Source organism: Chitinophaga sp. LS1, assembly GCF_034274695.1.
Lineage (GTDB): Bacteria > Bacteroidota > Bacteroidia > Chitinophagales > Chitinophagaceae > Chitinophaga.
This window is the reverse complement of the sequence record NZ_CP128362.1, coordinates 3,309,555-3,334,819: the sequence shown is the minus strand read 5'-3', so window position 1 is coordinate 3,334,819 and position 25,265 is coordinate 3,309,555. Positions and strand designations below refer to the sequence as shown.

At 45.1% G+C, this 25,265-nt stretch carries 24 protein-coding genes; 4 read left to right on the top strand and 20 right to left on the bottom strand.

What is annotated here, in order from left to right; genetic code table 11:
- From QQL36_RS13920 to QQL36_RS13845, 16 genes are all read right to left on the bottom strand, one after another.
- Positions 1-1,257, bottom strand: coding sequence for an NAD(P)/FAD-dependent oxidoreductase (locus QQL36_RS13920; RefSeq protein ID WP_321570046.1), 1,257 nt, complete (start codon positions 1,255-1,257; stop codon positions 1-3).
- Positions 1,254-2,321, bottom strand: a complete 1,068-nt coding sequence (locus QQL36_RS13915; protein ID WP_083721355.1) for a methyltransferase — start codon at positions 2,319-2,321, stop codon at positions 1,254-1,256. The genes QQL36_RS13920 and QQL36_RS13915 overlap by 4 nt, the downstream gene beginning before the upstream one ends.
- A gap of 13 nt (positions 2,322-2,334) precedes the next feature.
- On the bottom strand, positions 2,335-3,438 hold the full coding sequence (locus QQL36_RS13910) for a beta-ketoacyl-[acyl-carrier-protein] synthase family protein (protein ID WP_321570045.1): 1,104 nt from the start codon (positions 3,436-3,438) through the stop codon (positions 2,335-2,337).
- A 10-nt stretch (positions 3,439-3,448) separates the two neighbouring features.
- Positions 3,449-3,886: an acyl-CoA thioesterase gene (locus QQL36_RS13905; protein ID WP_083721353.1), complete on the bottom strand. Its 438-nt coding sequence runs from the start codon at positions 3,884-3,886 to the stop codon at positions 3,449-3,451.
- Between the two features lie 16 nt (positions 3,887-3,902).
- Positions 3,903-4,634, bottom strand: coding sequence for a hypothetical protein (locus QQL36_RS13900; RefSeq protein ID WP_321570044.1), 732 nt, complete (start codon positions 4,632-4,634; stop codon positions 3,903-3,905).
- 19 nt (positions 4,635-4,653) lie between these two features.
- The gene (locus tag QQL36_RS13895; RefSeq protein ID WP_083721351.1) at positions 4,654-5,073 is read right to left on the bottom strand and encodes a hypothetical protein; all 420 of its coding nucleotides are present in this window, start codon (positions 5,071-5,073) and stop codon (positions 4,654-4,656) included.
- A 5-nt stretch (positions 5,074-5,078) separates the two neighbouring features.
- Positions 5,079-5,969, bottom strand: a complete 891-nt coding sequence (locus QQL36_RS13890; protein WP_083721350.1) for a lipid A biosynthesis acyltransferase — start codon at positions 5,967-5,969, stop codon at positions 5,079-5,081.
- Positions 5,969-6,226: a phosphopantetheine-binding protein gene (locus QQL36_RS13885; RefSeq protein WP_083721349.1), complete on the bottom strand. Its 258-nt coding sequence runs from the start codon at positions 6,224-6,226 to the stop codon at positions 5,969-5,971. Before QQL36_RS13885 ends, QQL36_RS13890 begins: the two co-directional genes overlap by 1 nt.
- Positions 6,227-6,405: 179 nt before the next feature.
- The gene (locus QQL36_RS13880) at positions 6,406-7,632 is read right to left on the bottom strand and encodes a beta-ketoacyl-[acyl-carrier-protein] synthase family protein (protein ID WP_083721348.1); all 1,227 of its coding nucleotides are present in this window, start codon (positions 7,630-7,632) and stop codon (positions 6,406-6,408) included.
- Positions 7,633-7,767: 135 nt separating this feature from the next.
- Positions 7,768-8,496 carry a 3-oxoacyl-ACP reductase FabG gene (gene fabG / locus QQL36_RS13875; protein ID WP_083721347.1) on the bottom strand — a complete coding sequence of 243 codons (729 nt, stop codon included), beginning with the start codon at positions 8,494-8,496 and terminating at the stop codon, positions 7,768-7,770.
- A gap of 20 nt (positions 8,497-8,516) precedes the next feature.
- Complete coding sequence (locus QQL36_RS13870; protein ID WP_321570043.1) at positions 8,517-10,055, bottom strand: aromatic amino acid ammonia-lyase; 1,539 nt, start codon at positions 10,053-10,055, stop codon at positions 8,517-8,519.
- A gap of 112 nt (positions 10,056-10,167) precedes the next feature.
- Positions 10,168-11,457: a hemolysin family protein gene (locus QQL36_RS13865; RefSeq protein WP_321570042.1), complete on the bottom strand. Its 1,290-nt coding sequence runs from the start codon at positions 11,455-11,457 to the stop codon at positions 10,168-10,170.
- Between the two features lie 23 nt (positions 11,458-11,480).
- Positions 11,481-12,212: a ZIP family metal transporter gene (locus QQL36_RS13860; RefSeq protein ID WP_083721344.1), complete on the bottom strand. Its 732-nt coding sequence runs from the start codon at positions 12,210-12,212 to the stop codon at positions 11,481-11,483.
- Entirely contained in the window at positions 12,209-12,787 is a 579-nt protein-coding gene (locus QQL36_RS13855) for a phosphatase PAP2 family protein (protein WP_320580851.1), read from the bottom strand. The genes QQL36_RS13860 and QQL36_RS13855 overlap by 4 nt, the downstream gene beginning before the upstream one ends.
- Before the next feature lie 2 nt (positions 12,788-12,789).
- Complete coding sequence (locus QQL36_RS13850; protein WP_321570041.1) at positions 12,790-13,563, bottom strand: class I SAM-dependent methyltransferase; 774 nt, start codon at positions 13,561-13,563, stop codon at positions 12,790-12,792.
- A gap of 104 nt (positions 13,564-13,667) precedes the next feature.
- Complete coding sequence (locus QQL36_RS13845) at positions 13,668-15,698, bottom strand: LTA synthase family protein (protein WP_321570040.1); 2,031 nt, start codon at positions 15,696-15,698, stop codon at positions 13,668-13,670.
- Positions 15,699-16,061: 363 nt separating this feature from the next.
- On the opposite strand from QQL36_RS13845, the gene glmM reads away from it, so the two are divergent.
- A complete protein-coding gene (gene glmM / locus QQL36_RS13840) occupies positions 16,062-17,444 on the top strand; it encodes a phosphoglucosamine mutase (RefSeq protein WP_083721427.1) in 1,383 nt (460 codons plus the stop codon).
- A gap of 170 nt (positions 17,445-17,614) precedes the next feature.
- The gene (locus tag QQL36_RS13835; RefSeq protein WP_321570039.1) at positions 17,615-18,742 is read left to right on the top strand and encodes a cysteine desulfurase family protein; all 1,128 of its coding nucleotides are present in this window, start codon (positions 17,615-17,617) and stop codon (positions 18,740-18,742) included.
- 85 nt (positions 18,743-18,827) lie between these two features.
- On the opposite strand, the gene QQL36_RS13830 is transcribed toward QQL36_RS13835, so the two are convergent.
- From QQL36_RS13830 to QQL36_RS13815, 4 genes are all read right to left on the bottom strand, one after another.
- Positions 18,828-19,538, bottom strand: coding sequence for a LytR/AlgR family response regulator transcription factor (locus QQL36_RS13830; protein ID WP_083721340.1), 711 nt, complete (start codon positions 19,536-19,538; stop codon positions 18,828-18,830).
- Entirely contained in the window at positions 19,513-20,718 is a 1,206-nt protein-coding gene (locus QQL36_RS13825) for a sensor histidine kinase (protein ID WP_321570038.1), read from the bottom strand. The genes QQL36_RS13830 and QQL36_RS13825 overlap by 26 nt, the downstream gene beginning before the upstream one ends.
- Before the next feature lie 230 nt (positions 20,719-20,948).
- Positions 20,949-21,329 (bottom strand): DUF4907 domain-containing protein, encoded by a 381-nt coding sequence (locus QQL36_RS13820; RefSeq protein ID WP_179090991.1) that lies wholly within the window; start codon positions 21,327-21,329, stop codon positions 20,949-20,951.
- Positions 21,319-22,353, bottom strand: coding sequence for a Kelch repeat-containing protein (locus QQL36_RS13815; protein WP_083721337.1), 1,035 nt, complete (start codon positions 22,351-22,353; stop codon positions 21,319-21,321). The genes QQL36_RS13820 and QQL36_RS13815 overlap by 11 nt, the downstream gene beginning before the upstream one ends.
- Positions 22,354-22,605: 252 nt before the next feature.
- Here QQL36_RS13815 and QQL36_RS13810 point away from each other — a divergent pair, with 252 nt between their 5' ends.
- Positions 22,606-23,958 carry a DUF4270 family protein gene (locus tag QQL36_RS13810; RefSeq protein ID WP_083721336.1) on the top strand — a complete coding sequence of 451 codons (1,353 nt, stop codon included), beginning with the start codon at positions 22,606-22,608 and terminating at the stop codon, positions 23,956-23,958.
- On the top strand, positions 23,958-25,214 hold the full coding sequence (locus QQL36_RS13805) for a hypothetical protein (protein ID WP_083721335.1): 1,257 nt from the start codon (positions 23,958-23,960) through the stop codon (positions 25,212-25,214). The genes QQL36_RS13810 and QQL36_RS13805 overlap by 1 nt, the downstream gene beginning before the upstream one ends.
- Positions 25,215-25,265: the final 51 nt, after the last annotated feature.

Here is a 25,265-nt window from a genome sequence, read left to right as displayed (position 1 = left end):
CTATGCAAGGTTTTTACCTTCTTCCTCAATCTTTTCCATCAGTTCGATGGTACGTGCCAGACGTTGCAATCCTTTTTCATGGTTCTTTACATATGGATTGGTTTCATCCCATACATAACCTGCCAGTACTGAACATATCTGGTTTTTCATATCCTGCTGAATATTCTTTGCAAAGAAGATCTTGTCCAGGGTACCTTCATACCATGCCATCACATAAGAGCGGAAGGTGTTCACCCCCTGCATAGTGGGTTGCATGTATTCCTTTTCCCAATCTACAGCTTCGCCTTTCAGCTTACGAATCACCAGTTTAGATGCCGTCTGTGCAGATACACAAGCCAAAGTTACGCCAGATGAGAAGATCGGATCAAGGAATTCGGTCACATTACCTGTTAATACAAATCCTTCTCCATAGAACTTATCTGTGGTGGCTGACCATGATTCCAGTACACGTGGTTCAAACACCAGGTCTACGTCTTTGAAGCGCTCTCTGGTATATGGTTCTGCTGCCAGCATAGCCCGGAACTGCTCTTCTGGTGTACCTGAAAACTCATTATGGAAAGATGGATCACTTACAAAACCTACCGAAGTATTGCCGGAACTGAATGGAATAATCCAGATCCAGGTTCCTGGACGGTGCACCACCGCTGTAATACGGTTAGGCTCGTCATATTGCAACCTGTTTACATCCACTGTGTGGGCAAACAGTGCCTTACGAGGTTGTAAGTTAGAGTTCTTTTCGAGATTGAAGAGGCGTGGAATCACACGACCATAGCCACTTCCATCTACTATAAAACGGGCTTCGATCTCATACTGTTTACCTTCTGCTTCTTCTACAGTAGTAACAGAATCGGAGCCATTAAATTCGATATTGGTCACAGTGGTATTGTAGCATACCGGCACACCCATTGCTTCTACAGCATCTGCCAGTGCTTTATCAAAATCGGCCCTGGTTACCTGCCAGGTCCAATCCCACCCCTCTGTAAATTGCTCTTTAAAAGTAAAATCACAGATCTTGTCGCCCTTTACGAACTTGGCGCCAAACTTCTGCTGAAATCCCTGAGCAGTAACTGCATCAATGAATTTGGCTTCATGCAGGGCTTCCATACAACGGGGCAACAAACTCTCCCCGATCACAAAGCGGGGGAATTGTAATTTCTCGACGATTTTCACAGAATAACCTGCCTGCTTAATGATAGAAGCAGCTACAGTTCCTGAAGGACCGGCACCAATGACCAGGACGTCTACTTTTTGTCTCATTTTTGACACTTTAAGAGGGTATAATTTAAGCCCATTTGGTTGTTTTCCTCTACGATACGCAGACCTGCATCAGCAATGCATTTGAAGAAATCGTCAGTGTGGTACATCTGACTGTTTCCATTGGCCATAGCGGTAAAGTAAAGGCTGGTCTGCTGCAGACTGAATGCAGCTGACTTAAAACGCTGCCTGTTCCAGAATGGTTCCAGGATATAGATAGTACCGTTTTCGGTCAGCGCTTCACGGCAACGTTTCAGGATAGATACAATTTGCTCTTCGGAGAAGCAGTCGAGGAACTGACTCATCCAGATCGCATCGAATCCCTGTGGAAAAGGCAGGCTTTCATCCAGGATATTCGCTTCGTGGAAAGATACACGATCTGCTACACCCTCATCTTTCATCTTTTGCGCAGCAATTTCAATTTCACCAGGCAGGTCAAACATGGTCACACGAACATCGGCGTCATGTTTTGTACATGCCAGTGTCCATTTGCCGGTATTACCGCCAATGTCAAGCAGGGTGCGTGGTTTATTGGCAAATACGATCTGTAATGCCTGTGGAAAGGCCAGATCGGAATAATAATGGTCAAAGTCGAACCAGCTCTTGCCAATTTCAGGTGGCAGGAGTGGTAAACCCGGGTAAATGGTATCCCATGGACCCAGTTCTTTCAGACCTGCAGGGCGGCCTTCTTCCAGACTTTCCTTCAGGTGGTTCATACCCAGGTAACAGATATCCTGGGAGAAATCCATATTGATGCGGGTCAGTCTGTCGTGTTGAATAAAGTAACCTGTCTTGGTCAGGGCATACTTCTTCTCTTCACTTACAATCAGCAATTCCATACCGAGCCCCGCCTCCAGCAATACACGTACAGCATAACGAGACAGTTTTACTTTCTCTAATACTTCTTCAATCGTCAATCCCTCAGGACCACTGTTGCTGATCACTTCCAAAATGCCAAAGTCACGCAGTGCGCGGGTGGCCTGAAATGCGATCGGCGCAAATGCCAGTCTCAGGGCTGCTTCCTGTGCCTGTAGGGCTGTCTTTGTTTCTTTACTAAAAAGCTCCATGCTGTATGTATATCTATTTAGAAAATACCATCGCAGCATTACACCCTCCAAATCCCGACACTGTTTTCAGGAAATGCTGCATTGGTTTATGTGTTATCTGATTACTAACCAACACTGGCTGACTTACACCCAGTGTTTCAAATCCCAGTGTAGGTATCACTGTATCCTGCTGTAGCGCCTGCATACCAATGATAGCTTCTATCAGGCCGGCGGCACCCAGGGTATGTCCATAGTATCCTTTCAGACTGTTCACTGGTGTTTCCAGCAAACCTGCCAGGTGTAAGGCTTTGGACTCCATCTCATCGTTGTACATTGTAGCAGTACCATGTGCGGATACAAATCCTATATCCGATGGCGTTAATCCCGTTCCTTTCAGTGCCTGCAACATCGCATAACTCAGTTCTGCACCTGTACGGCTCGGACCAGAAATGTGATTGGCATCGTTTGTGACAGCGCCCGCACCCACACGAATGCCCATTTCGCGAACAGTCAACAACACGGTGGCGGCTCCTTCTCCCAATGTCACCCCTTTGCGCGCTGCATCAAAAGGACGACAAGCTTCAGGACTTACAGCCTGGAATGACTGGAAACCGGATAATACAAACTTCGTCAGCACATCTGCTCCCGTTACAATTGCCTGGTCATACCTGCCTGAGAGGATCAGTCTTCTGGCGGTGAGTATCGCCAATAATCCGGAGATGCAGGCATTGCTTACCACAATCGGATCAGCTGTATAACCAAAGTGAGTGGCTACCTTGCGGGCAGTATGGAACAGTTCCATCTCTGCCATCACTGGGTTCTCCTGTTCTTCCAGCAGTTCTATATTACCCTTTGTAGTGGATACGATGAAAGCAGTACGCCCATCGTTTATATCAATATTGGTTTGGTCCAGTACCTGCTGTACAGAACGGATGAGCATCTGTTCAAAACGTGTATGGGCAGTCATCTTCAGCTGTCCGGGTGCAAACATGGCAGCATGAAAAGGACCCGGTGAAAAGGCCGGATCATCATGCAGGCGAATGCCGCTCTGCCCATTGCATACCTGTGCAAAATTTTCAGCTGTCGTACTACCCAGCGGAGAAAAGATATTATCTGCCGCTACATACACATTCCTCATGTCCGCTCATTTATTTAGTCTGCTCGAGCTGACCATGCTCCCTTTTCCATTCCTCGAAAAAGGGAGGCAGGGTCAGTTGCAATGAATTTGTCTCAATGTCCAGAAATACCTGCATGGAACTACCGTCCGCCACCAGTTCTCCGGTGGCAGCATTGTATAGTTTATACTCAAACTTCAGTTTGGCTGCCCGGGTATTTACATAGGTGGTTTCCACAATGACACGGTCTCCGTAGCGTAAAGAGCGTTTGTAATTACAATCTACCTTTACAACCGGCACCGAATATCCGTGATTATATATATCGAGGTAACGGAACCCATACTTTTCTCCAAAGGCTTCGCGGCCGTCTTCAAAATAGCGTATGTAGTGACCATGCCATACTATTCCCAGTGGATCTGCTTCATTAAACTTTACCAGTATATTGGCCTTTTCCGTTAGTGTCGGGTACATATATTCATCAGTTTTATCACACGGCCTTCTTGCCTTTCTTGGCGGCTTTCGGCTTTGCTGTATCAGCTTTTGGTACTTCTGCTACCTTTTCTTCAGGAGCTGATGCAGCGGTTTTTGCCCAGTCTTTATATTTATCGGAACTAATTGTGTGCAGTACTTTGTACACGGTATATGCCCAGTAGTTGCGGAAACCGAAACCCTGTGCCTTACCGGTTATTTTTTCTGTGAGCAGCACTTTCTTTGTGCTCAGGTTAATCAGGGTCGCATACATTGCTGCTTCCTTGTTTGTTTTGCTCATGCCATCCATGATGAATACCAGCCCAATACCAGTCTTACCACTCAGGTTATACACCTTTACGTGCTTGCTGATGTCGTCAGGTGTCAATGTGCCCAGATCGCTCACATTATCAGTCTTCATTTTGGTCACATTCGCGTCTTCATTTACTTTGTTTACCGCATCAGGGTAATTAATAACAGCTGCAGCTCTTTTGAAAGAGCCTGTTACGTCATATTTTTTTGCTTCAGTAATGATGACAGAATTAATAGGTTCAAATTTTGTGCTGATTTCCGTTGGAGTAGCAGCCTCTCCCTGAATCTTCGTCAATGAAAAGTCTACGCCCAGATAGGTTAGTGGAGTAGCAGTGTTGGCGAAAAATTCTTTTAAGGTTTGTGCATAACTGGTTATGGTTGCACTACATAACAGGAACAATGTCAGCAGAAGAAAAGGTTGTTTTCTAACATGCATCATAAAGAATGGTTTTAAGTGATTAGGGGTTTATAAATATTTTGAGCTCACACTGAGCCATCACTTTTCCGTTTAACTGAACTTTGGCAGCTACCATGGTAGCATTGAACACCTGGCTCACGATCTCCGTGGTAGTTTCGATAAAGGAGCCTGCAGGTGGAAATTCAAACACTTCAAAATCTTTTACCGCACCGATAAAACCGATTGGGACCGGGGTATTTTCCTGTTGTGCCACATAACCTACTCTGGCAGCAGCAGTCTGTGCCATATTCTCCAGCAGACCTGGAGTTTTGAGTACACCATCTTCTACAAACAGGTTGTCCGGCGCTATCTGAAGGCCGGTACGGGTGATATTATCTTTTACTTCCAGGATACCACTGATCATCACGATCGGTGCACGCTGCGGAATATATGCTGTAATGTCGTCAGTATGGATGAACATCTTTTTTAATTGTTTTTAGGCTGTTCCCAGAAATCGTAATAATTAAACCATTGCTCCGGATACTTTTTTACCATACCCTCCAGCTCCTGCACAAAATCCTGTACAGCCAGTTCTACCCCCTGCCGGCGCCTGCCATGATATTCATGTGGTGGCGTAGCATAGAGGTGGTAATGGGTATTTGTCTCCTTAAATGCAAAAACCAGTGATACCGGTACCCTGAAGGTGGCTGCCAGCAGGAATGGTCCTGCAGGAAAACTGGCTTCCTGCCCCATAAAGGTAGCATTCACCGTTTTGTTGCCTGTCAGAAACCGGTCCGCATGCATGCATACCAGCTCCTGATTGCTCAGCGCTTCATTGATGGCGTAAATGTGCGACAAATCATCCTTAATAACAATGATATTCACATTACGCTCTCCCGTTATACTGGATAAATAATTTTTGATCCTTTCATGCTCCCCGTCAAACATCACAATATTAATGCGGGTCTCCAACCTTGTAAACAGGTGACCTGCTACCTCCCAGTTACCCAGGTGGGCACTGAGCATGATTCCGCCCTTACCTGCTGTGGTAATTTCTCTGAGGTATTGTTCCCCTTCAAACTCAAAGGTAAATTTATTTGACAATCCGGACATGACAATGACCTTATCGATCAGTACCTGTCCGAATACATAGTAATTCCTGTACACACTCCACAATGACTTCCACCAGCCATAACCTACCTTCGTATGAAAATATTGAAAAATAGGGCGAGATGAACTATAGGAAAATAAGAAATAATATGCGGCTACAAACCTTAATAAAATGTAGGCAGGCAAAACGCCTCCATAACGTAATGTCCCAATGAAGATGCTATACCCCAGTTTATTCCCTTTCGACTTTCCCTCCCAGGAAGCCATTATACCAGTTCTTTTTGTTTAAGACGATTGGCTACGTAGTCATAAAAGTCCTGGAAGGTAACAATACCCTGGAAATCTTCAGGGTTTACCTTGAAACCAAAATTATTTTCAATTACAACTACCAGGTCGATGTAGTCCAGGCTATCCAGATCCAGGGTAGCTTTCAGGTTAGCATCAGGCGTCAGGGAAGCCAGATCAGCCTCAAATTCCTCTACAAGGAATGCATTCGTCGTTTGTATAATCTCTTTCTTATCCATAATCAAGTGTAAACTAACTCAGATATAGGTTGTGTGTTTAAAAATTGGTTTGAAATAGTTCGCGTCACCTAATCGTCTTTAGTATTCCTTTATCTGTCTGTACCCTTCTTAATGTTGTGCGTTGATCTTTGCCTCAAAGTTATAATAAATACTCTAAAGTGCTGACAGTTAACAACAAGCTATTCATTATTCCACTTGCGGACTATCAAAGAACTGTTGGTTCCCCCAAATCCAAAAGAATTAGACAAAAATATATTAAAATCTTTATTAATGGTAGTATCAGCTATATTTAATCTGGCTGCCGCCCCATCAGGGTTTTCAAGGTTAATATTCGGCGCTATAAAGCCATTTTGCATCATCAGCATGGAGTATACAATCTCACTGGCCCCCGCCATCCAGCACTCATGCCCCGTCATTGATTTGGTGGAGCTCACATGCGGTCTGCTCTCGCCAAATACCTGATCGATGGCGGCCGCTTCGCTGGCATCACCGGCAATGGTACTGGTAGCATGTGCATTGATGTATTCCACATCTGACGGTTTTAAACCAGCATCTTTCAGAGCGATTTCCAAAGAACGCACCGGCCCTTCGATAGTCGGGTTAGAAATGTGCGCACCATTTGATGAAAATCCGTAACCAATCACCTCCCCCAGGATCGTTGCCCCACGGCGCTGTGCCGATTCCATACTTTCCAGTATCACAGTTGCCCCACCACCACTTGGTACCAGGCCATCTCTGTCTTTATCGAACGGACGGCTGGCCTTTGCAGGGTCATTTTCCCTTACTGAAAAGGCCGCAATACCGTCAAAGTTGCCCATGGAATAAATATTGATTTCCTGTGCTCCCCCACAGATCACACAGTCCTGCATACCGTTGCGGATGAACATGTACCCCAGTCCAATAGCATGGGAACCACTGGCACAAGCCGCACTCACACTGAAGTTGATGCCTTTCAGTTTGAAAATGGTGGCCAGGTTCATATTGATGGTAGAATTCATGGTCTGGAACACAGAACCCGAACCAACCAGCATGGTATCTTTCTTTTCGCGCATAATGTCTGTCGCCTCTATCACTGGCTTGGAAGAACTGTCATTACCAAACAACAGCCCCACTTCCTTCTTTTCCAGATAATCCTGATCCAGTCCCGCCATAGCCAGGGCTTCGCGGGTACTCATGTAGGCAAACTCCGCCTGCTCCGGCATCATGAGACGGGAACGGCGATCCAGCATACCTTTCAGGTCCGGACGGTCTACATAACCCGTCAGCCCTGAGCGATACCCAAACGCTTTCCTGGCAGGATCCAGGATAATACCGGACTTACCTTTATATAATGAGTCTCTTACAGCTTCCAGGTTTTTTCCAATACACGAATAAATACCCAATCCGGTGATCACAACTCTGTTCATGATAGCAAATTTTTAGAGCAGCCTATATGCGAAAATATAAAAGTATACGGGTTTTCTACCCGTTTAGCAGGCAGGTTGATTATGAGTGGGTGTGTGACAGTAAGGTGCATTGATCTACAATGAATTATACTTTTATCAGGTGTACAGGCCACCATTGATGGACAGTACTTCACCTGTGATATAAGCAGATGCTTTGCCGGCAAAAAATGCCACTGCTTCTGCTACTTCCTCGGGGGTTCCGAACCTGTTCATAGGTACCTGGGCGGCCAGTTCCTTTTCATTCAGTTCGGCTGTCATATCTGTTTTGATAAAACCGGGCGCTACTGCATTCACAGTCACACCACGTTTGGCTACTTCCTGCGCCAAAGCCTTAGTAGCACCAATCACACCTGCTTTAGCTGCAGAATAATTGGTCTGACCAGGCAATCCTTTGATTCCTGATAAGGATACAATATTAATGATACGTCCATAACGTTTCATCAACATGTTGTTCAATACCTGCTTGGTTACATAGAAAAATCCATCCAGGCTTGTGTTTACCACATTGCGCCATTGGGTGGAATTCATCCAGAACATCAGGTTATCTTCACGGATACCGGCATTGTTTACCAGTATTTCGATTTGTTTTTCTTTATTGGCTTCTACCCATCCTCCCAGTACTGCCTGTACTTCCTGCTCGTTGGCTACGTCAAACTGTAAAACCTCTCCGTTGCTTCCTTTCGCACGTACTGCTTCCAGCGTTTCATTGGCAGCAGCTTCGTTTCCTTTATAGTTAACAATCACATAGTAACCCATTTCGGCCATCTTCACACATATCGCTCTGCCTATACCCCTGGAGCCACCTGTTATTAAAGCACATTTCATCCTTTAGTATTTTAATCCTTTTAGATATTCACTTTTGGTTCGTGCTGCTGCAGGTATTCCTTAATCCTTTTAGCATCCTTGTATTTAGGGCTATCCTGGATAAATTTAGGGAAAATTGCCCTTACTTCCTGGTAGATCAGGTGTGAGAAGGATGACAGTTTATCCTGACAATTCAGGTAATCCACTGCCTGGAGCATCGTCATCACGTGGATAGCCAATACCTCGAAGGTATTGTCTATTACCTTCTGCGTCAGGAGCGCTGAGTTGGTACCCATGCTCACAATATCCTGGTTATCATTATTGTTAGGAATACTATGCACATACATCGGGAATGACAGCGTCTGGTTCTCCGCTACAGTAGAGGTAGCAGTGAACTGAATACCCTGCATACCGAAGTTGAGACCCAGTTTGCCCAGGTTCATGAATGGCGGGAACTTGTGATTCAGCTTGTCGTTCATCAGGTAGTTCAGCTGCCTTTCAGAGAGCATGGACAGTTTGGTGATCGCAATCTTCACCTTATCCATTTCCAGGGATATATAATCACCGTGGAAATTACCACCATGAAATACGTTCTGCTGATGATGATCCACTACCGGGTTGTCGCTCACGGAGTTCAGTTCCTGTACCACGATCTGCTCAGCATGTGCCAGCGTATCGTAAACCGGACCCAGCACCTGTGGTACACAACGCAGGGAGTAGTACTCCTGTACTTTATCTTTAAAGATCTCTTCTTCCAGTTCTTTGTAGAAGTGGTCAGGACGGTGCCTTACCATCTTACTATCTTTCAGAATGTCGCGCATAGCGGCCGCCACTTTGTTCTGACCGGCATGTTTCTTTACGGCATTCAGTTCAGCAGAAAGGTGGTCGTCAAATGCTTCCACCACTTCATTGATCATAGCAGACAGGATCAAACTCCACCCCAGCAGTTTCTTTGCCTGGATGATGTTCACCAGACCAATACCAGTCATGGTAGAGGTACCGTTAATCACTGCCAGCCCTTCACGTACATGCACCCCCATTGGCTTGATGCCAAGTTCCGCAAATACTTCAGCTGTCGGGCGCAGCTGGCCTTCATATACTACTTCTCCTTCACCGATCAGTACCAGGCCCAGGTGAGCCAACTGAACCAGGTCGCCGCTGGCACCTACTCCACCATGCTCATATACACAAGGGGAAACGTTTTTATTGATCAGGTCTCTCAGTAATATCACCAACTCAGGATGTACACCTGAATGTGCCTGCATAAAACTGCTGAGACGCGCTATCATCAAACTTTTGGTCAGTACAGGATTCAGATAGTTACCAGCTCCTGAACTATGGCTGCGAATTAGATTGTATTGCAATTGAGTTGTATCGCTTTCGCTGATGCGGTATTGAGCCATAGGGCCAAAACCGGTATTGATACCATAGATCAGTTTTTTGGCGGAAAACTGCTTTAAGAATGTAAAATTCTCCTCTACCTGTTGTAAAGCCGCTGTATCAAGGGATAACTCCTCCCCATTGAACAAGATCCGGTGCACTTCTTCCAAAGAAAGCTCTTTACTTCCTATTACGACCATTGTATTGTATTAAATTAAATTATTTACTTATGTAAAAGAGAGCGCAAAATTAATAAATTCACTCAATTATCCCCTCCCCCCTGGGAGTTAACTCATTTTTTTGCATTCAAGGTTATCCTTCCTCCACTTCTGGCGACGGGGCTACTACAAGTACTTTATCAATTCTGTGGGCATCCATGTCAACTATCTCAAAAGTAAATCCTCTCCACTCGAACTTCTCCCCTACTTTAGGAATGTGTTCCTGGTGGTGCAGGATAAAGCCGGCCATTGTGTCAAATTCCTGCTCAAACTCCGTCACCCAGCCCTCTTTGTCAAACTTGCTGAGGAAGTCATAAAACGGGATCTGGGCGTCTACCAGGAAACTGCCATCCTCACGTTCCACAATCTCCCAGTCATCGTTCTGACCTATTTCAGGCATGTCGCCCACGATCGCTTCAAGGATATCGTTCAGGGTGATCATACCCAGGAAGGTACCGTATTCATCTACGATAAAGGCTGCACGGCTTTGGGTTTCCTTAAATTTTTCCAATACCTGATAAGCAGAGTTGTTCTCCGGAACAAACAGGGGCTTTCTCAGAATGGTACTCAGGGAATAATTATTGGAAGCGGCAGCCATGTAGAGATCCTTAATCTTAATGATACCTACGATGTGGTCTACCTGTCCTTCACATACAGGGTATACGGAGTGGGGACTGTCAAATATTTTCTTCCTCACTACCTCTTTATTATCATGGATGTCCAACCATTCAATATCTGTACGGTGGGTCATCAGAGAGGTAATATTCCGGTCTCCGAGGTGAAAAACACGCTCGATGATCTCCTGCTCGGTTTCTTCAATCGCGTCTGATTCTGTGATCAGGGCCTTGATTTCATCTTCCGTGAGGTTATTGTCTGATGGCTTCACATTGAAGATCTTTACCAGCAGATTGGTTGAGATTCCCAGAAACCAGATAAAAGGATACGTGATTCTGGATAACAGGATCATAGGCCTGGCTACGCTCTTCGCAATACCTTCCGGACGCGCCATTCCCACCCTTTTGGGCAGTAGTTCTCCCAGCACCAGGGTCACATAGGACACTACAACCACGATAATCGTGATGGCAATGCCATTGCTGTATGGGCTAAGCAGTGGTGATCTTGAGATAATGTCGACGAGTGTCGCTCTTAGGAAAATACCAGATAGAAGTCCAATGGCAATACTTGTTAGGGTAATGCCGACCTGTACTGTGGACAAAAATCTGTCCTGATTGTTTGCAAGCTTTAATGCTGCTTTTGCTTTTTCATCCCCTTTATTGGCAAGGTATTCCAGCCTGGCCTTCCTCGAATATTCCATAGCTATTTCTGCCATGGAGAAGAGACCGTTCAGTAAAATAAGGATGAAGATAATGACGACGACTTCCATATTAAAAGCCTAAAAATAAAGAATTATTCAAATATTAAAGTAAGAAATGCTAAAAGGAGTCCTGCCATTATGGCCAACACCTTCCGCTTGCTCAATTCATGATGACGTGTACCACTTTCATAGAAAATGGTTGTGGATATATGCAAAAACGCTCCGATCACCAACGCTACCAGGTAAACGATAATGTTTGTAATATACACGGAGTGACTGCCCAGAACGGCTGCCAGTATTGCGGCGGCCGGAGTGACGGCCGAAAAGATAAGAAGAATACGCCATAGTTTCGCTCCATGCTGATGACTATGCATCATAACAGTGATCAAAGTCATCGCCTCCGGCAACTTGTGGGCAGCTACCCCTATCACCAGCGAAGACAGTGCTGCAGGGTCTGCGAACTGAAACCCCAGTGGAATTCCTTCCATAAATGCATGTACGGAAAGACCCAGCAATAAAGGGGTAATAGACACATGATCATGATCCCCCTGTGGCAGGTGGGTATGCCCATGCTCTGTACCATGTGATAATTGTTGTAAAGCTACCTGAAGAAAAAAACCGGCTACTATGTAAATACCAGCCTTGTGCCCCAGTTCGTGATACACTTCCGGCACCAGGTGCAGGATAGTGATGCCGAAGAGGCAGGCGCCGGACATTGCCAGCAGGTAAATGGGCAGGTTGGGATTTGCCTTCCTGACCACCATTGGAATAATACCACCACCTATTGTAGCAGCAAATATGATGATTAATAAAAGCCAGTTCATGTCGTTAGTTCAGGTTCCAGTCGGATACGGCGCTGGAAAAAGCTGCCGCTCATTACTCCTAAAAATATCCCTAATATGGCACCGCCAGCTACATCAAACGGATAATGCACCCCTACGTATACCTGAGCATAGCAAATAGCAAGTGCCCACAGGAAAAACAGGGAAGCCAACCATTTGTTGATATGGCGAAAAGTTAAAAAACAAAAGGTACCCAGGGCAAAGTGATTGGCTGCATGGTTGGAAGTAAAGCTACCACTCTGTGGGCAATAACTCACCAGAATGCGCACGGTACCCGCCAGGTCCGGATTACGGCAGGGCCTTACCCTGTCGAAAAAGTCCTTAATGTGCAGACTACCCTGGTCCGCAAGACCAAAAGTGAGCAGGAAAAAGGCAATCCACCAGAAACCTCTCCAACCAAAGTTGATCGTGACAAACAGACCGAGGAAAAGGTATAATGGCGCCCACATAAAAGGTTCCCTTAGCATGGGAATAAAGGCATCCATCCACGGCGTATGCCATTGGCCATTGATCAGGTTAAACAACTGATGGTCCAGGTGAAGCAATGCTTGTTTCATGTCTAAGGTTTTGTGGCAATAATGATCAGTCTGGGTGACAATTGCTCATTATAAGCATTGAAATGATAGTCACCAAACACCTCAGTTATCTGTAAACCCTGACGGGCGAACATCTCTTCAAAGTCGGCTAAAGTATAAGCGCATACGCTTTCGGTGAAGGAAGCACGCTGTAGGCGGGCACGATCCAGGATATTGATCTGCTTGTGAAAGTGACCGTCTACCAGCTCACGCTGTATGTCGAAGACTACATCGTCTACTTCTTTTATCTCGCTGCCTACCAGATGATCGGCTACATAAGTGCTGTTCAGGTAGTCCAGAACGAGTTTCCCCCCCGGTTTGAGGGCGTTTTTAAGGGTGCGGAGCGCATTGTCGTTTTCCCTTTGGGACTCGAAGTAGCCAAAACTGGTGAAGAAGTTGAAAACCTGGTCGAAGTAGTTGACCCAGAATGGGAGACGCATATCGTGCTGGAAAAAGGTCAGGTGATCATTTTCCAGTTTTTTGGCAATATTGATACTGTTGATGGACAGGTCGATCCCTGTAACAAAGAAGCCCTTGTCCGCAAGGTAGCGCGAGTGACGGCCACGGCCGCAGGCTACATCCAGCATGGTTGCGCTGGCGGCTGGTTGCAGGTATTCCAGCAACTTGTCGATAAATGAGGCAGCTTCTTTATTATCCCTGTTGTTGTACAGCAGGTGATAATAGGGAGAATTGAACCAATCTTTGAACCACTGTTTTTGTACTTCCACGTCCGTATCGTTATATGCTTCTAGTATCATAATTGGGAGTGCAAGATACTAAATATCCGGTTGGAGTTTGCTTTCACAAACGTCAACCGGATATTAAATACAGAGAGGGATGACAATGTCATCCCTCTCTGGTGCTATTTAGCGTTTGGCTTCTTATTATTAAACATCAGATACCTCGTACTCTCATACATCGCCTTCGCCAGCCTGTCCAGCCCTTTTGCCGTATCCGGCAGCTCCTTCACCACATTCTTCATGGGATCTTTGGATTTCAGGTCATATAGCGCCGGTTCCCCGGTCTTCATATTTATCTCGTACTGGTATTGATCCCCGATCACTGCCATATGCGTCATCAGGTTCTTGGCATATACACTGAGTATATACCTGGTTTTAATGGTAGAATCCAGCATATCCCTACCCATGGTGTAGTTCTTCACTGGCATACCTACCAGCTTCGCCATAGTTGGATATACATCTACCAGGCTCACCGGGTAATTGATCTTCGCAGGTTGTATTGTACCCGGCGCATATATAAAGCAGGTAGCATGTACCCCACCACTACCAAGTTCATATTCCGGTACCGGCATGAAGTGGTAAGGATTGAGGCTACAGTTATGGTCGCCGAACATGATAAAGATGGTATTGTCCAGGTAGCCGTTTTTGCGCGCCTGATCTATCAGGTGGCCTACGTTGTAATCTTCATAACGGAGGGCATTGAACTGATCGATAGATACAAAACCGGCTTCTTTAAACTTCGCCATGTCGATATCCTTCTCTGTTACCTTTTTAAATCCGCCACCACCGGTAGTAGTGGTGTATGGAGGATGATTATCAGCCAGTTGCAGAAAAGCGATGAACGGCTGCTTTCTGTTATTAGCATCTTTGAACAACTTATCGGCCTCATTTACCAGGTCATAGTCAGCAATTCCCCATACATCAGCCTTGGGTGCACTGTACATCCCTTCTTCATACACTTTTACGCCTGCCACATTGTTGGTAAACACGGCACGTATATTTGCCCAGTTGGTATTTCCTCCCAGCAGATAGTATTTTTCATACCCCTTGAACTGGTCCATGATCACCCGCTGGTCTACCATTCTGGGATGGCGGCTGGCAGTTTGGGTGATTGTCACATCCGGCACACCCGTTGTCACTCCGTACACAGTACGGGCGGTGCTGATAGCTGGTACATAGAAATGATTGAAGAGAATTCCACTGTCTGCCAGGGCCTTCATATTCGGTGTAGCCTGCATGGGGTTGCCATACATGCTGGTGATACAAGCCCCTGTTGATTCCAGCATGACCAGTACCACGTTCATTTTCTTCTTCTCGTACGATCCGGGAATTTCCCGCTCAAAGTTCAGGTTATTCACATCCGGGTGGTCTATACCCAGGTAATCCACAATAGTCGGGTATAATTCCTTCGTCTTTTTCTCGTCAAAGGTGTCGGCCTGTACACTCAGGTTCGATACGTAATATAAAACCGGGTTCAATCCTAAGCTGGTAATACCATTGTCTCTGCTAAACATAGCCTGGCTCCAGCGCAATGGGAAGTAAGCCACATTGCCATAAATGCCGGCGGCAAATAACAGGATGATACCCACTGTCCAGCTGGTATAACGGCCTGTCTTCAGGTAAACCGGCGCTTCTTTGCTCAGACGGCGGTACAGCCCTTTGTACTGACGGCCCATGAGCCACATAAAGAGGCAAACGGCGATCACCACCCTTACAATAGGATAGGTTTCCCACAGCATGGTCGCATTATCCCCCCTTTCCCCGTCAGACAGGAAGCGCATCACCGATGGTTCTATTCTCAGACCGAGGTAGGCATAATGCCCCAGGTCAAAGATGTACATCCATACCAGGACCAAATAGATAATAAAAAGGTAGATAAACGTGAATCTCCTTATCCAGGTCTTTGTAAAAAAGGAATTCCGGGAGATCAGGGCAATGATCAACAACGGTACCATGACATAGAGTGCCAGGCGAATGTCGAAGCGCAAACCAAAATTCCAGGCTTTAGCAATGGCTCCATTATCGTGAACGGTTGATTTAAAGAAGAAAAAATAAAATATCAACCGAAACAGCAATGTTAAAAGGTAGAGGAATATGGCCTGAACAATCACAAATCGAATATACTTAGGTATATTCTTCCAAAATGATTTCATGTAATGTGGTGCATTTTAGTACTTGAGAATGCATAAATTATTAACAATAATTTAAACAGGGGGCAAATATACCAAATTCCGAATGTCGAGATCGAAGGATAAGTTTAAAATCCCATTAAAAGGTAGTAACCAATAATATAGTTTTTAAAACTTGCTGAGTATGCTAAATGGCCACAAATTGATGAAATTTTACCTTATATATAATATATAGTAACGGAAAGAGAGAATTCAGCCATCTAATGGATATAATTTTTGTACACTTTACAAAAATTGCTTGTATATACGCAAAGGGTTGGAAATATGGAATTTGTCATTTGAGAATTGGAACTTTATCTTTGGCCTTCTCTAATTAAATTGAAATTCGTGGCACTGATCAAATCTATTTCTGGTATTCGCGGAACCATCGGAGGAAAACCCGGCGAAGGGCTTTCTCCTCTTGATGTGGTAAAATTTACAGCAGCATTCGGGACCTGGCTCACACAACAATCTGACAACAAAAAAGTAGTTATTGGCCGTGACGGACGTATTTCCGGTGAAATGGTCAAGCAACTGGTTGTTGCCACCCTGAATGGTTTGGGACTGGACGTGGTAGACCTCGACCTTTCCACTACCCCTACGGTAGAAATTGCGGTAAAAATGGAAAATGCTGCCGGAGGTATCATCCTGACTGCCAGCCATAATCCAAAGGAATGGAACGCTCTGAAGCTATTGAACGGCGATGGCGAATTCATTTCCGGCGAGGATGGTGCAGTCGTACTGGACCTTGCAGCCCGCGAAGACTTTACCTTTGCTGATGTCAACAAGCTGGGGACTTATGAAAGGAACGATACCTATATGCAGAAGCATATAGATATGGTCCTGAATTACCCGCTGGTAGACGTTGCGGCTATCAAAGCGCGCAACTTTAAAGTAGTGGTGGATGCGGTAAACTCTACTGGTGCTACCTTCATTCCGGCTTTGCTGAAAGCACTGGGTGTGGAGGATGTAACAGTACTGTTTGGTGAAGTGAATGGCCGGTTCAGTCACAATCCCGAGCCTCTGCCGGAGAACCTGACTGCGCTGAGCAACGAAGTAAACAAGTCACAGGCAGATCTGGGTATCGCCGTAGATCCGGATGTGGATCGTCTTTGCTTTGTTTGCGAAGATGGCAGCATGTTCGGTGAAGAGTATACCCTGGTTGCAGTTGCTGACTATATCCTGAAGCACCGGAAAGGTAATACCGTTTCCAACCTGTCTTCTACTCAGGCACTGAAAGATGTGACCCTGAAAGCTGGTGGGGAGTATCACCCTTCAGCTGTAGGCGAGGTGAACGTGGTAAGGAAGATGAAGGAAGTAAATGCTGTGATCGGTGGTGAAGGTAACGGTGGTATCATCGTTCCGGACCTGCACTATGGTCGGGATGCGCTGATCGGTATTGGTTTGTTCCTGAGCCATGTGGCACATACAAAGAAGAACCTGAAGGCCATCAGAAACAGCTATCCTGATTACTTCATTTCAAAGAATAAGATCGAGCTGGATAAGGGTGTGGATGTGAAGACGATTTTTGAAAAGATCAAGGGTAAGTATAAGAACCAGCCGGTGAATACCGAAGATGGTCTGAAGATTGAGTTCGACAAGGATTGGGTTCACCTGAGAACTTCCAATACTGAGCCAATCATCAGGATTTACTCTGAAAGTCAGAATGAAACGACTGCAGATAACATCGCTAAAAGAATAATGCAGGATATCAGAGAATTCATGCATTGAAAATAGCGACGCAGGCAATCGCCAGCCGAAAAAAAACGCTTTTGCCTACGCGGCAAAAGCGTTTTTTTTGGTGGGTATGCGCCAAAGAAATCGGTGCTGTTTTATTAAAAAAAGTTGGACATTTGTACCCGCCAATGGCGTTTTATCAGATCAAAAACCACCTAACCACCTTGAACAGAATTTATTTTGACAACGCAGCGACCACGCCGCTTGACCAGGATGTGCTGGATGTGATGCTGCCTTTCATGACGGAAAAGTTTGGAAATCCTTCTTCCATCTATTCCTATGGCCGGGAGTCACGCCTCGCCATTGAGAATGCGCGCAAGTCAGTAGCCAAAATACTGAATGCCCATCCGGGAGAGATCTTCTTTACTTCAGGCGGTACGGAATCCAGCAATACCGCTATCAGCGCTGCCATCCATAACCTCGGCTGCCGACATATCATCAGTTCTGAGATCGAACACCATGCCACCCTCCACTCTGTAGAGCACCTGCATGTACGTGACAATATCAAACTGAGCTATGTAAAGCTGCTGCCAAATGGACATGTAGACATGAACCACCTGCGTGAACTCCTCTCTACCTCCAAAGAGCGCTGCCTGGTCACACTCATGCATGCGAACAACGAGATCGGCAACCTGCTGGATATGCATGCTGTTGGTAACCTCTGCAAAGAGTTTGACGCCATCTTCCACTCAGATACAGTACAGACAGTGGGTCACTACCCTTTTGACCTGCGCAATACCCCTGTTCACTTTATCAATGGTGCAGGACATAAGTTCCATGGCCCTAAAGGCGTGGGTATCCTATATATAAACGAGAATGTGAAGATCACCCCGTTCATTCAGGGTGGTTCACAGGAAAGGAATATGCGCGCCGGTACAGAAAATCTGTATGGTATAGTAGGTTTTGCCAGGGCATTGGAATTGGCTACTGCTCATCATGAAGAACATAAAGAGTATATCAACGGATTGCGTATGTATATGGCTGAGAAGCTGAAAACAGAGATTCCAGGTGTAGACTTCAATGGAGATCTGTATGGCCGTAGCCTGTATACAGTGTTAAATGTAAGCTTCCCTAAAACGGAGAAGAGTGAGATGCTGCTGTTCAACCTGGATATAAATGGTATTTGTGCTTCTGGTGGTAGTGCGTGTACATCCGGTGCGGATGCAGGTTCTCATGTGATCCGTGCCATTAGCAGCAACCCAAATATGATTGCAGTGAGGTTCTCCTTTAGTAAGCACAATACGAAGGAGGAAGTAGACCGGGTAGTAGCTAAACTGAAAGAAATCATCTAAATAAATCCAAAAAGCTTTTGCCTTCGGAAAGCTTTTTAGGGGTCTAAATAAAAATGGCCTTTGCTACCGCAAAGGCCATTTTTATTTAGCTATTTCTATTTATCACATCATAAAACTTCTCTCTATACCCATCACTGATCGGAATACTCTGATTCGCGATCATTACCGTATTCTTCTCCACAGAGTTAATCTTATTTAAAGACACCACATAAGAGCGGTGTACCCTGATAAACTTGTCCGATGGCAATCTTGTCTCAAACGACTTTAAACTACGTAAAGTCAGTACTGGTTGAAAAGGTGTATAAATCTTCGTATAATCTTTCAGTGCTTCTATGAAGAGAATATCTTCCAGGTTGATCTTAATGATCTTGTACTCTGTTTTAATGAAGATATAATCACTCACATGATTGTTATTGTTATCATTATTCTTTTGCTGCGACATCGTCTGCAGTTCCAGTGCCTTGGTAGCTGCCCTGAGGAATCGCTCAAATGGTACCGGCTTTAACAGGTAATCCACGACTTCCAGATCAAAGCCTTCCAGCGCATATTCTCCATACGCCGTTGTAAACACCACCATAGGCGGATACTTCAACGACTTCATGAATTGTATACCCGTAATGTCAGGCATTTTAATATCCAGGAACAACAGGTCTACCCGATCCTCCTGTAAAAAGCGCAATGCTTCTGCAGCATTTTCAAATGTACCCACCAGCTGAAGAAAGGGTATTTTCTTCGCAAAGTCTGTAATAATTTCCAATGCCAGTGGTTCATCATCCACCGCTATACACCTGATCATTTTTCAGCTCGATTTTAAGATCAACAATAAATTGGTTTTCAGCTTCTGTTATTTCAAGCTCGTGGTCTTCAGTATAGAGTAATTCCAATCTCTTTTTTACATTTTGTAAACCAATCCCCCCTTTTTCGGCCATCCGCTGTCTGAAAACAGCATTTTCCACCACCAGTCGTACCTGATTCCTTTCAATCGCCACCGCAATGGCAATAAAAGAAGGTTCCGCATAACTGATACCGTGCTTAAATGCATTCTCTACGAATGGGACCAGGAGCATGGGTTCAATACGTAATCCTGCCGGATTGCCCTGTACTGCATAATCCACGACGATATCCTCTGGCAGCCTAAGTCTCTGAATATCAATATAATCTTCCAGATATTGCAGTTCCTGTTGTAGCTGTACCTTGTCCTCATTTGACTCATAAATCATGTACCGCAGGATGGTCGAGAGCTTAATAATAGCATGCTCGGTCTGTGCAGAATGTTTATGTGCCAGTGAGTAGATAGTGTTTAGACAGTTAAAAAGGAAGTGAGGATTAATCTGAGACTTTAAAAATTTTAATTCGGCGTTTAAATTCTCCAGTTTAAGGGCTTCACGCTGCTGTTCAGACTTAAACCACTCCTGGGCAATCTTGATAAAACCACTCATAAACAACATGAGCAGGGCAGTAAAAACCGTCTTTCGCAGTATTTCTGGAAACAAAATATCGTCCAGAAAGGTTGGGATCTTTCCATTTACCGACCCGTCGTCAAATGCCAGCGGAGGTCTTTCCCGGAAATCTACTCCTCCATGTGGCCGGTCATGATAATAATGGTACATGGACGGTGGCATAAGCCCCTCCTGCCCCGACTGGTGTAAGGCTGCGTCTTCTTTCGCATACACTTTCCAGAACACATATTCGGAAACTGCCTGCTGCATAATCACAAAAACCAGTACCATGACCACAAAGGACAGGTAATAGACAATTTTCTTGATGGTAAAAAAGCGGGGAATAAGGAAGTAAAAATTGAGGTAAAACACCCCTATCAGAAAGAGGTTATCCACAATTTCACGTACAAAGAACCAAGGATGCTGAATCCTGATCCTATAGATAAAAAAGGGAAAGAACAGGAAACAGGTCCATACTGCAATATGTAAACCAATATTGAATAGTCTGTTCCTATAGAGTTGTTTTAAATTTATCATGTGCCAAAAAGCACGATAAACATACACTCAATTCCTGTAAAATCTGCTAAGTGTGCTGAAAAGAATCGTTAAAATTTGGGGTATAGGAATGTCCATGTGGCCAGATACAGTACTGCGGCCAGTATTAATATAAGTTTCCATATGTCTGCAAAACTGCTCTTAGCGCTCAGTTTGCTCATTATTTTAAAGAAAACCGACCTGCAGGACAAGCCGGTTTTCCTCAAAGGTGATTATTTCACACCTGCAATATGCATGTCCAGCAGTTCCTGACGGGTAATGTCCGGGAAACCTGTATGCTGGGTTCTCATTTTCTGAGCCATATTCTCTCCTACCTTCAGGGCGTCCTCTTTAGTCGCAAATGGTATACGACCCAGTATCACAGGAATGAACTCCTGGTGAATCCGGGTCTTGGGTCCGATTTTAATATCGAAGCCCCAGCCACCACCTTCTGGTTGAAAAGGCACTACCGTAATGTCCTGTTCGGACGTTACGGTAGCGTTTATAGTATCTCTGCTTTTCAGTTTGTTATCGCCGGAATGGCCTTTGTTCTCCTGACAGGCAACAACCCCAGTAGCCATTAAAGCTACGAGTGCTAATTGCTTAGTTGTCATTCGTATCGTTTTCTGCGGTTGGATCAAATACGCGGAGATCATCCAGACCAGAAGAACCGTTCAAACCAGTAGCAATATAACCGTTACCTTTTACGGTGAAACCTACTGCACCGGTACGGCTGGTACCATCAAATGCAGTTTTCTCGTCCCAACGGTCAGTAACCGGGTTATATTCCCATGTGTTCAGAACAGAACCTGTAGCTAAATAAGCTTTGTTGTTGATGGTGAAAGCAACGGCCTGTGTACGTGCGATGGTTGTATAATCATCATCGTAAGAATAATCGGTCGCGTTTTTGATCTGGCTCTTTTCTCTCCACTCATCCTTGCTTCTGTCATATACATACATGTAGTAAGCACTGCTACCAGAAGAACCGGTACCGGATACTACGTATGCACTGTCATTGATTACGAAAGAAACTGCGTTCTTTCTTTTATCCTTCAGAGAAGTGATTGCATCCCATGTGTCGTTGATTGGGTCATACCTGTAGAAGTCGCTCAGGATAGTGCTGGAAGAACCAGTAGTACCAGTACCAACATAACCGGAATCACCAATTGCGAAACCTACTGCATAATAGCGCGCAACGCCTGGGAAGCTTGCTTTTGAACTCCAGGAGTTTGCAGTTGGATCATATGCCCAGGTATCATTCAGAGAGTTAAATGAACTGTCGCAACCAGTTACCACATATCCTTTACCAGCAACCGCGAATGCAGAAGCACCGGTACGTCCCAGGTTTTTGAAAGGATCGGTAGGATCCTGCATAGATGCAATTACTGACCAGTTGTCTTTACTAGGATCATATTTATAGAATGTACTTAATCTCGCACCTTTGTTGGGTCCTCCATAACCAGTTCCTACATACGCTGTATCTCCGATCACGAAAGCCACAGCTTCATACCTTGCATCACCTGCATAGTCAGCTTTTTTAATCCAGTTACCCAGCTTTGTGGAGTCATCGCTCGATGAACAGGAGGCTAACATCAAGACGGCTGCTAAACCCAGAAAACATACATTTAAATAGCGCATAGATAATTTTTACTTTATTAATAGCTGCCAAAATTATCTGCCTTTGTTTTGGCGTAATCGGAAAATAGACTATTCAGGTATTTTTGCCAGACGAATCAAGACATTTTATCTACCAACGGGATTTTTAGCTTACCTAAAGGGCTACTACCCCAGCAGTAATATAGAGACCTTCATCGAGCATTCGTCGATAAAATATGCCAATTGGCATATTAAATAACCGGGAAGTTGGCCGTCTGTCTAAAATTGCGCTCCATGAATAAAAATATCCGTGCCAAAATGGCTTATAAATACCTGGTTTGTGCAATATTAGTGGCAGGCGCTGCAGCTTGCGACAAGGAAGGCTTTAATTATAGTAATGAAGTTGAAACTAGTGGTACCGAGTACCTGGTAACGGATTCTATTACAATGAATGTAAGCACTGCTTACATTGACTCCATTCCTACTTCCGATCAGAGCGTAGCCCTCGTAGGCACCGCTGTTGATCCTTACTTCGGTACCATCTCTTCCAGCACTTATTTCAAGGTGAAGGCACTGAGCACCTCCACCTCCCTTGAAGATCTGGCTGTGTATGACTCCCTGGTACTCGTTATCCATCCTAAGACTTACTATTATGGAGATACCACCAAGTCTCAGCACTTTGAGGTTTACAAAGTGACGCAGACCATCCAGAAAACAACTGGTACTTCCTATTATTATAGTGGTATGTCATTTACCACCGACCCGTCACCTATCGGTTCCCTGCAGATCTCACACATTCGTCCAACCCTGGATAGCGTGTACGGTATCAAAATCGATGATGCCATCGGTGAGGACTTCTTCAACAAGGTAAACTACAGACTGCCTGCTATCACCAGCCAGGATCAGTTCACCCAGTGGTTCCCGGGCCTTTGCATCAGACCAGGTGCTAACAGCCAGGTTATTACACCGCTGAGAGCTGATGACTCCCTGTCTCTACGTTTATATTATCACGTGAATTCTTCTTCTTATGAGTGGAAATCTGTGGATTTTGCCATGTATGATGCAACTTCCCAGTTCAATCACGTAGACTTTACCCGTCCTGTAGGTTCACCACTGGCAAACCTGACACCTAACTCAGAACTGAGCACAAACAAATTGCTGGCTGAGAATGCTGATAACCTTACTTATGTGCAGCCACTGACCAACCTGGTAACAAGAATTGACTTCCCTTATCTGAGACAATTCTCCCAGACGGCCAAATTCTATAAGATCATGCGGGCTACACTGACGGTGAAACCTTACATAGATACTTATGTATATCCGTACGAACTGCCGTCTAAACTGACGCTGGTAAGACTGAACAGTGGTAACGCAGTATCTGACTCCGTTACCAACCCAAGTACCGGTGCTGTACAAACAGGCAGCCTGGTCACCGATTATGTATATAACCTTGGCACTGAATATACTTACGATGTAACCAACTATGTGATTAACGAGATTTCCAGCACTGACAATACAACCAGGGCTTTGGGCCTCATGACGCCAGGTACTACCGGCCTCACTCACTTCGATCGTCTTGTACTAGGCGGACCTTACAATAAGTCCAACCCGATCGAGTTGAAGGTATATTATCTGCTGTATAAATAATGCAAGCTAGAACAGACTACATGAAGCGAATAAAATATACAACAGGCTTATGCGGCTTAATGATGCTCTTGATGGGATCAAAGGCACTGGCACAGCATGGCATTAATTCCCTTTACTCGGCATACGCCATTGGCGATCTGGAAGAAAGGGACTATAGCCGAAATTTTGGTGTAGGTAGCAGTGGTGTTGCCCGCCGCTCAGATTATTTTCTGAACGAGCTGAACCCCGCCTCCTATTCCGCTATCCCACGGCAGCATTTTATGTTCGACGTGTCCCTCAGGGGTCAGATCGTTGGTTATAAAAACAGCAGCAGTCTGAACCAGACTGCCGGAGACCTCTCTGTAAGACGCCTTGCTATTGGCTTCAAAGCGAACAATCGCTGGGGTATTAGCGCAGGTTTCTCTCCTTACAGCTCTGTGAATTATAAGTTAATCTCCACCACTTATATAGATAACACTGCTCAAACCACTACTACGACTGGCGATGGAGGTCTCAATAAAGGATACATCACCAACTCAGTAAGGCTGAACAAGAACTTCTCTGTTGGTGTAGCTACCAATTTCCTTTTTGGACCTATCAATACCGTTGAAAACGTAGGAGGCGATACTGTCTCTACCAAGCTGCAACGCTACGCTTTCAACGTGAACCTCAATACAGGTATACAATATGCCGGTAAGATCGGTACCAAATGGGTAATTGGTTTAGGGGCTACTTACCGCTTCAAGACCAATATGAACTTCGATAAGAAGCTCATTATACAGAACAGCAGCGAAACCACTGTTTACTCATATGATCTGGCTAAGGAAAAATACACCTTACCGGAAATGTATACAGGTGGTATCTCCCTCACCAATGGTACAGTTACCTGGCTGGCTGACTGGAAACACCAGAAATGGAGTCAGTACGGACAGAAAGGTACACACTACCAGCTGGTAGATGCAGACCGCTACTCTACCGGTCTGGAATATTCTTTCAGACGTACTTATGGTGATTTGCGTGTAGAAGGTATCGTGGTGCAGGCTGGTTTTGCATATAATAATTCTTACCTGCAGGTGTATGGTGAGCAGTTGAAAGATGTATCAGGTACTGCGGGCATCTCCATCCCTAGTAAAAGTGGTTCTATCCGCTACTACATTGGTCTGGAAGCCGGACAACGTGGATCTTATAACAGTGGGTTGATTAAGGAAACGTATTTGAATGCGGTATTCCACTTCTCACTGAGAGATATCTGGTTCATCCGCAGAACTTACGATTGATCGCAAGACAGATGGTTTAATATTATTGAGGTCGTTCCCTACGGGAACGAC

Bases quoted from the DNA above. Each gene is read 5' to 3' on its own strand.
- QQL36_RS13920 (WP_321570046.1), bottom strand. From the start codon at position 1,257: ATGAGACAAAAAGTAGACGTCCTGGTCATTGGTGCCGGTCCTTCAGGA.
- QQL36_RS13915 (WP_083721355.1), bottom strand. From the start codon at position 2,321: ATGGAGCTTTTTAGTAAAGAAACAAAGACAGCCCTACAGGCACAGGAA.
- QQL36_RS13910 (WP_321570045.1), bottom strand. From the start codon at position 3,438: ATGAGGAATGTGTATGTAGCGGCAGATAATATCTTTTCTCCGCTGGGT.
- QQL36_RS13905 (WP_083721353.1), bottom strand. From the start codon at position 3,886: ATGTACCCGACACTAACGGAAAAGGCCAATATACTGGTAAAGTTTAAT.
- QQL36_RS13900 (WP_321570044.1), bottom strand. From the start codon at position 4,634: ATGATGCATGTTAGAAAACAACCTTTTCTTCTGCTGACATTGTTCCTG.
- QQL36_RS13895 (WP_083721351.1), bottom strand. From the start codon at position 5,073: ATGTTCATCCATACTGACGACATTACAGCATATATTCCGCAGCGTGCA.
- QQL36_RS13890 (WP_083721350.1), bottom strand. From the start codon at position 5,969: ATGGCTTCCTGGGAGGGAAAGTCGAAAGGGAATAAACTGGGGTATAGC.
- QQL36_RS13885 (WP_083721349.1), bottom strand. From the start codon at position 6,226: ATGGATAAGAAAGAGATTATACAAACGACGAATGCATTCCTTGTAGAG.
- QQL36_RS13880 (WP_083721348.1), bottom strand. From the start codon at position 7,632: ATGAACAGAGTTGTGATCACCGGATTGGGTATTTATTCGTGTATTGGA.
- fabG (WP_083721347.1), bottom strand. From the start codon at position 8,496: ATGAAATGTGCTTTAATAACAGGTGGCTCCAGGGGTATAGGCAGAGCG.
- QQL36_RS13870 (WP_321570043.1), bottom strand. From the start codon at position 10,055: ATGGTCGTAATAGGAAGTAAAGAGCTTTCTTTGGAAGAAGTGCACCGG.
- QQL36_RS13865 (WP_321570042.1), bottom strand. From the start codon at position 11,457: ATGGAAGTCGTCGTCATTATCTTCATCCTTATTTTACTGAACGGTCTC.
- QQL36_RS13860 (WP_083721344.1), bottom strand. From the start codon at position 12,212: ATGAACTGGCTTTTATTAATCATCATATTTGCTGCTACAATAGGTGGT.
- QQL36_RS13855 (WP_320580851.1), bottom strand. From the start codon at position 12,787: ATGAAACAAGCATTGCTTCACCTGGACCATCAGTTGTTTAACCTGATC.
- QQL36_RS13850 (WP_321570041.1), bottom strand. From the start codon at position 13,563: ATGATACTAGAAGCATATAACGATACGGACGTGGAAGTACAAAAACAG.
- QQL36_RS13845 (WP_321570040.1), bottom strand. From the start codon at position 15,698: ATGAAATCATTTTGGAAGAATATACCTAAGTATATTCGATTTGTGATT.
- QQL36_RS13830 (WP_083721340.1), bottom strand. From the start codon at position 19,538: ATGATCAGGTGTATAGCGGTGGATGATGAACCACTGGCATTGGAAATT.
- QQL36_RS13825 (WP_321570038.1), bottom strand. From the start codon at position 20,718: ATGATAAATTTAAAACAACTCTATAGGAACAGACTATTCAATATTGGT.
- QQL36_RS13820 (WP_179090991.1), bottom strand. From the start codon at position 21,329: ATGACAACTAAGCAATTAGCACTCGTAGCTTTAATGGCTACTGGGGTT.
- QQL36_RS13815 (WP_083721337.1), bottom strand. From the start codon at position 22,353: ATGCGCTATTTAAATGTATGTTTTCTGGGTTTAGCAGCCGTCTTGATG.
- QQL36_RS13810 (WP_083721336.1), top strand. From the start codon at position 22,606: ATGAATAAAAATATCCGTGCCAAAATGGCTTATAAATACCTGGTTTGT.
- QQL36_RS13805 (WP_083721335.1), top strand. From the start codon at position 23,958: ATGCAAGCTAGAACAGACTACATGAAGCGAATAAAATATACAACAGGC.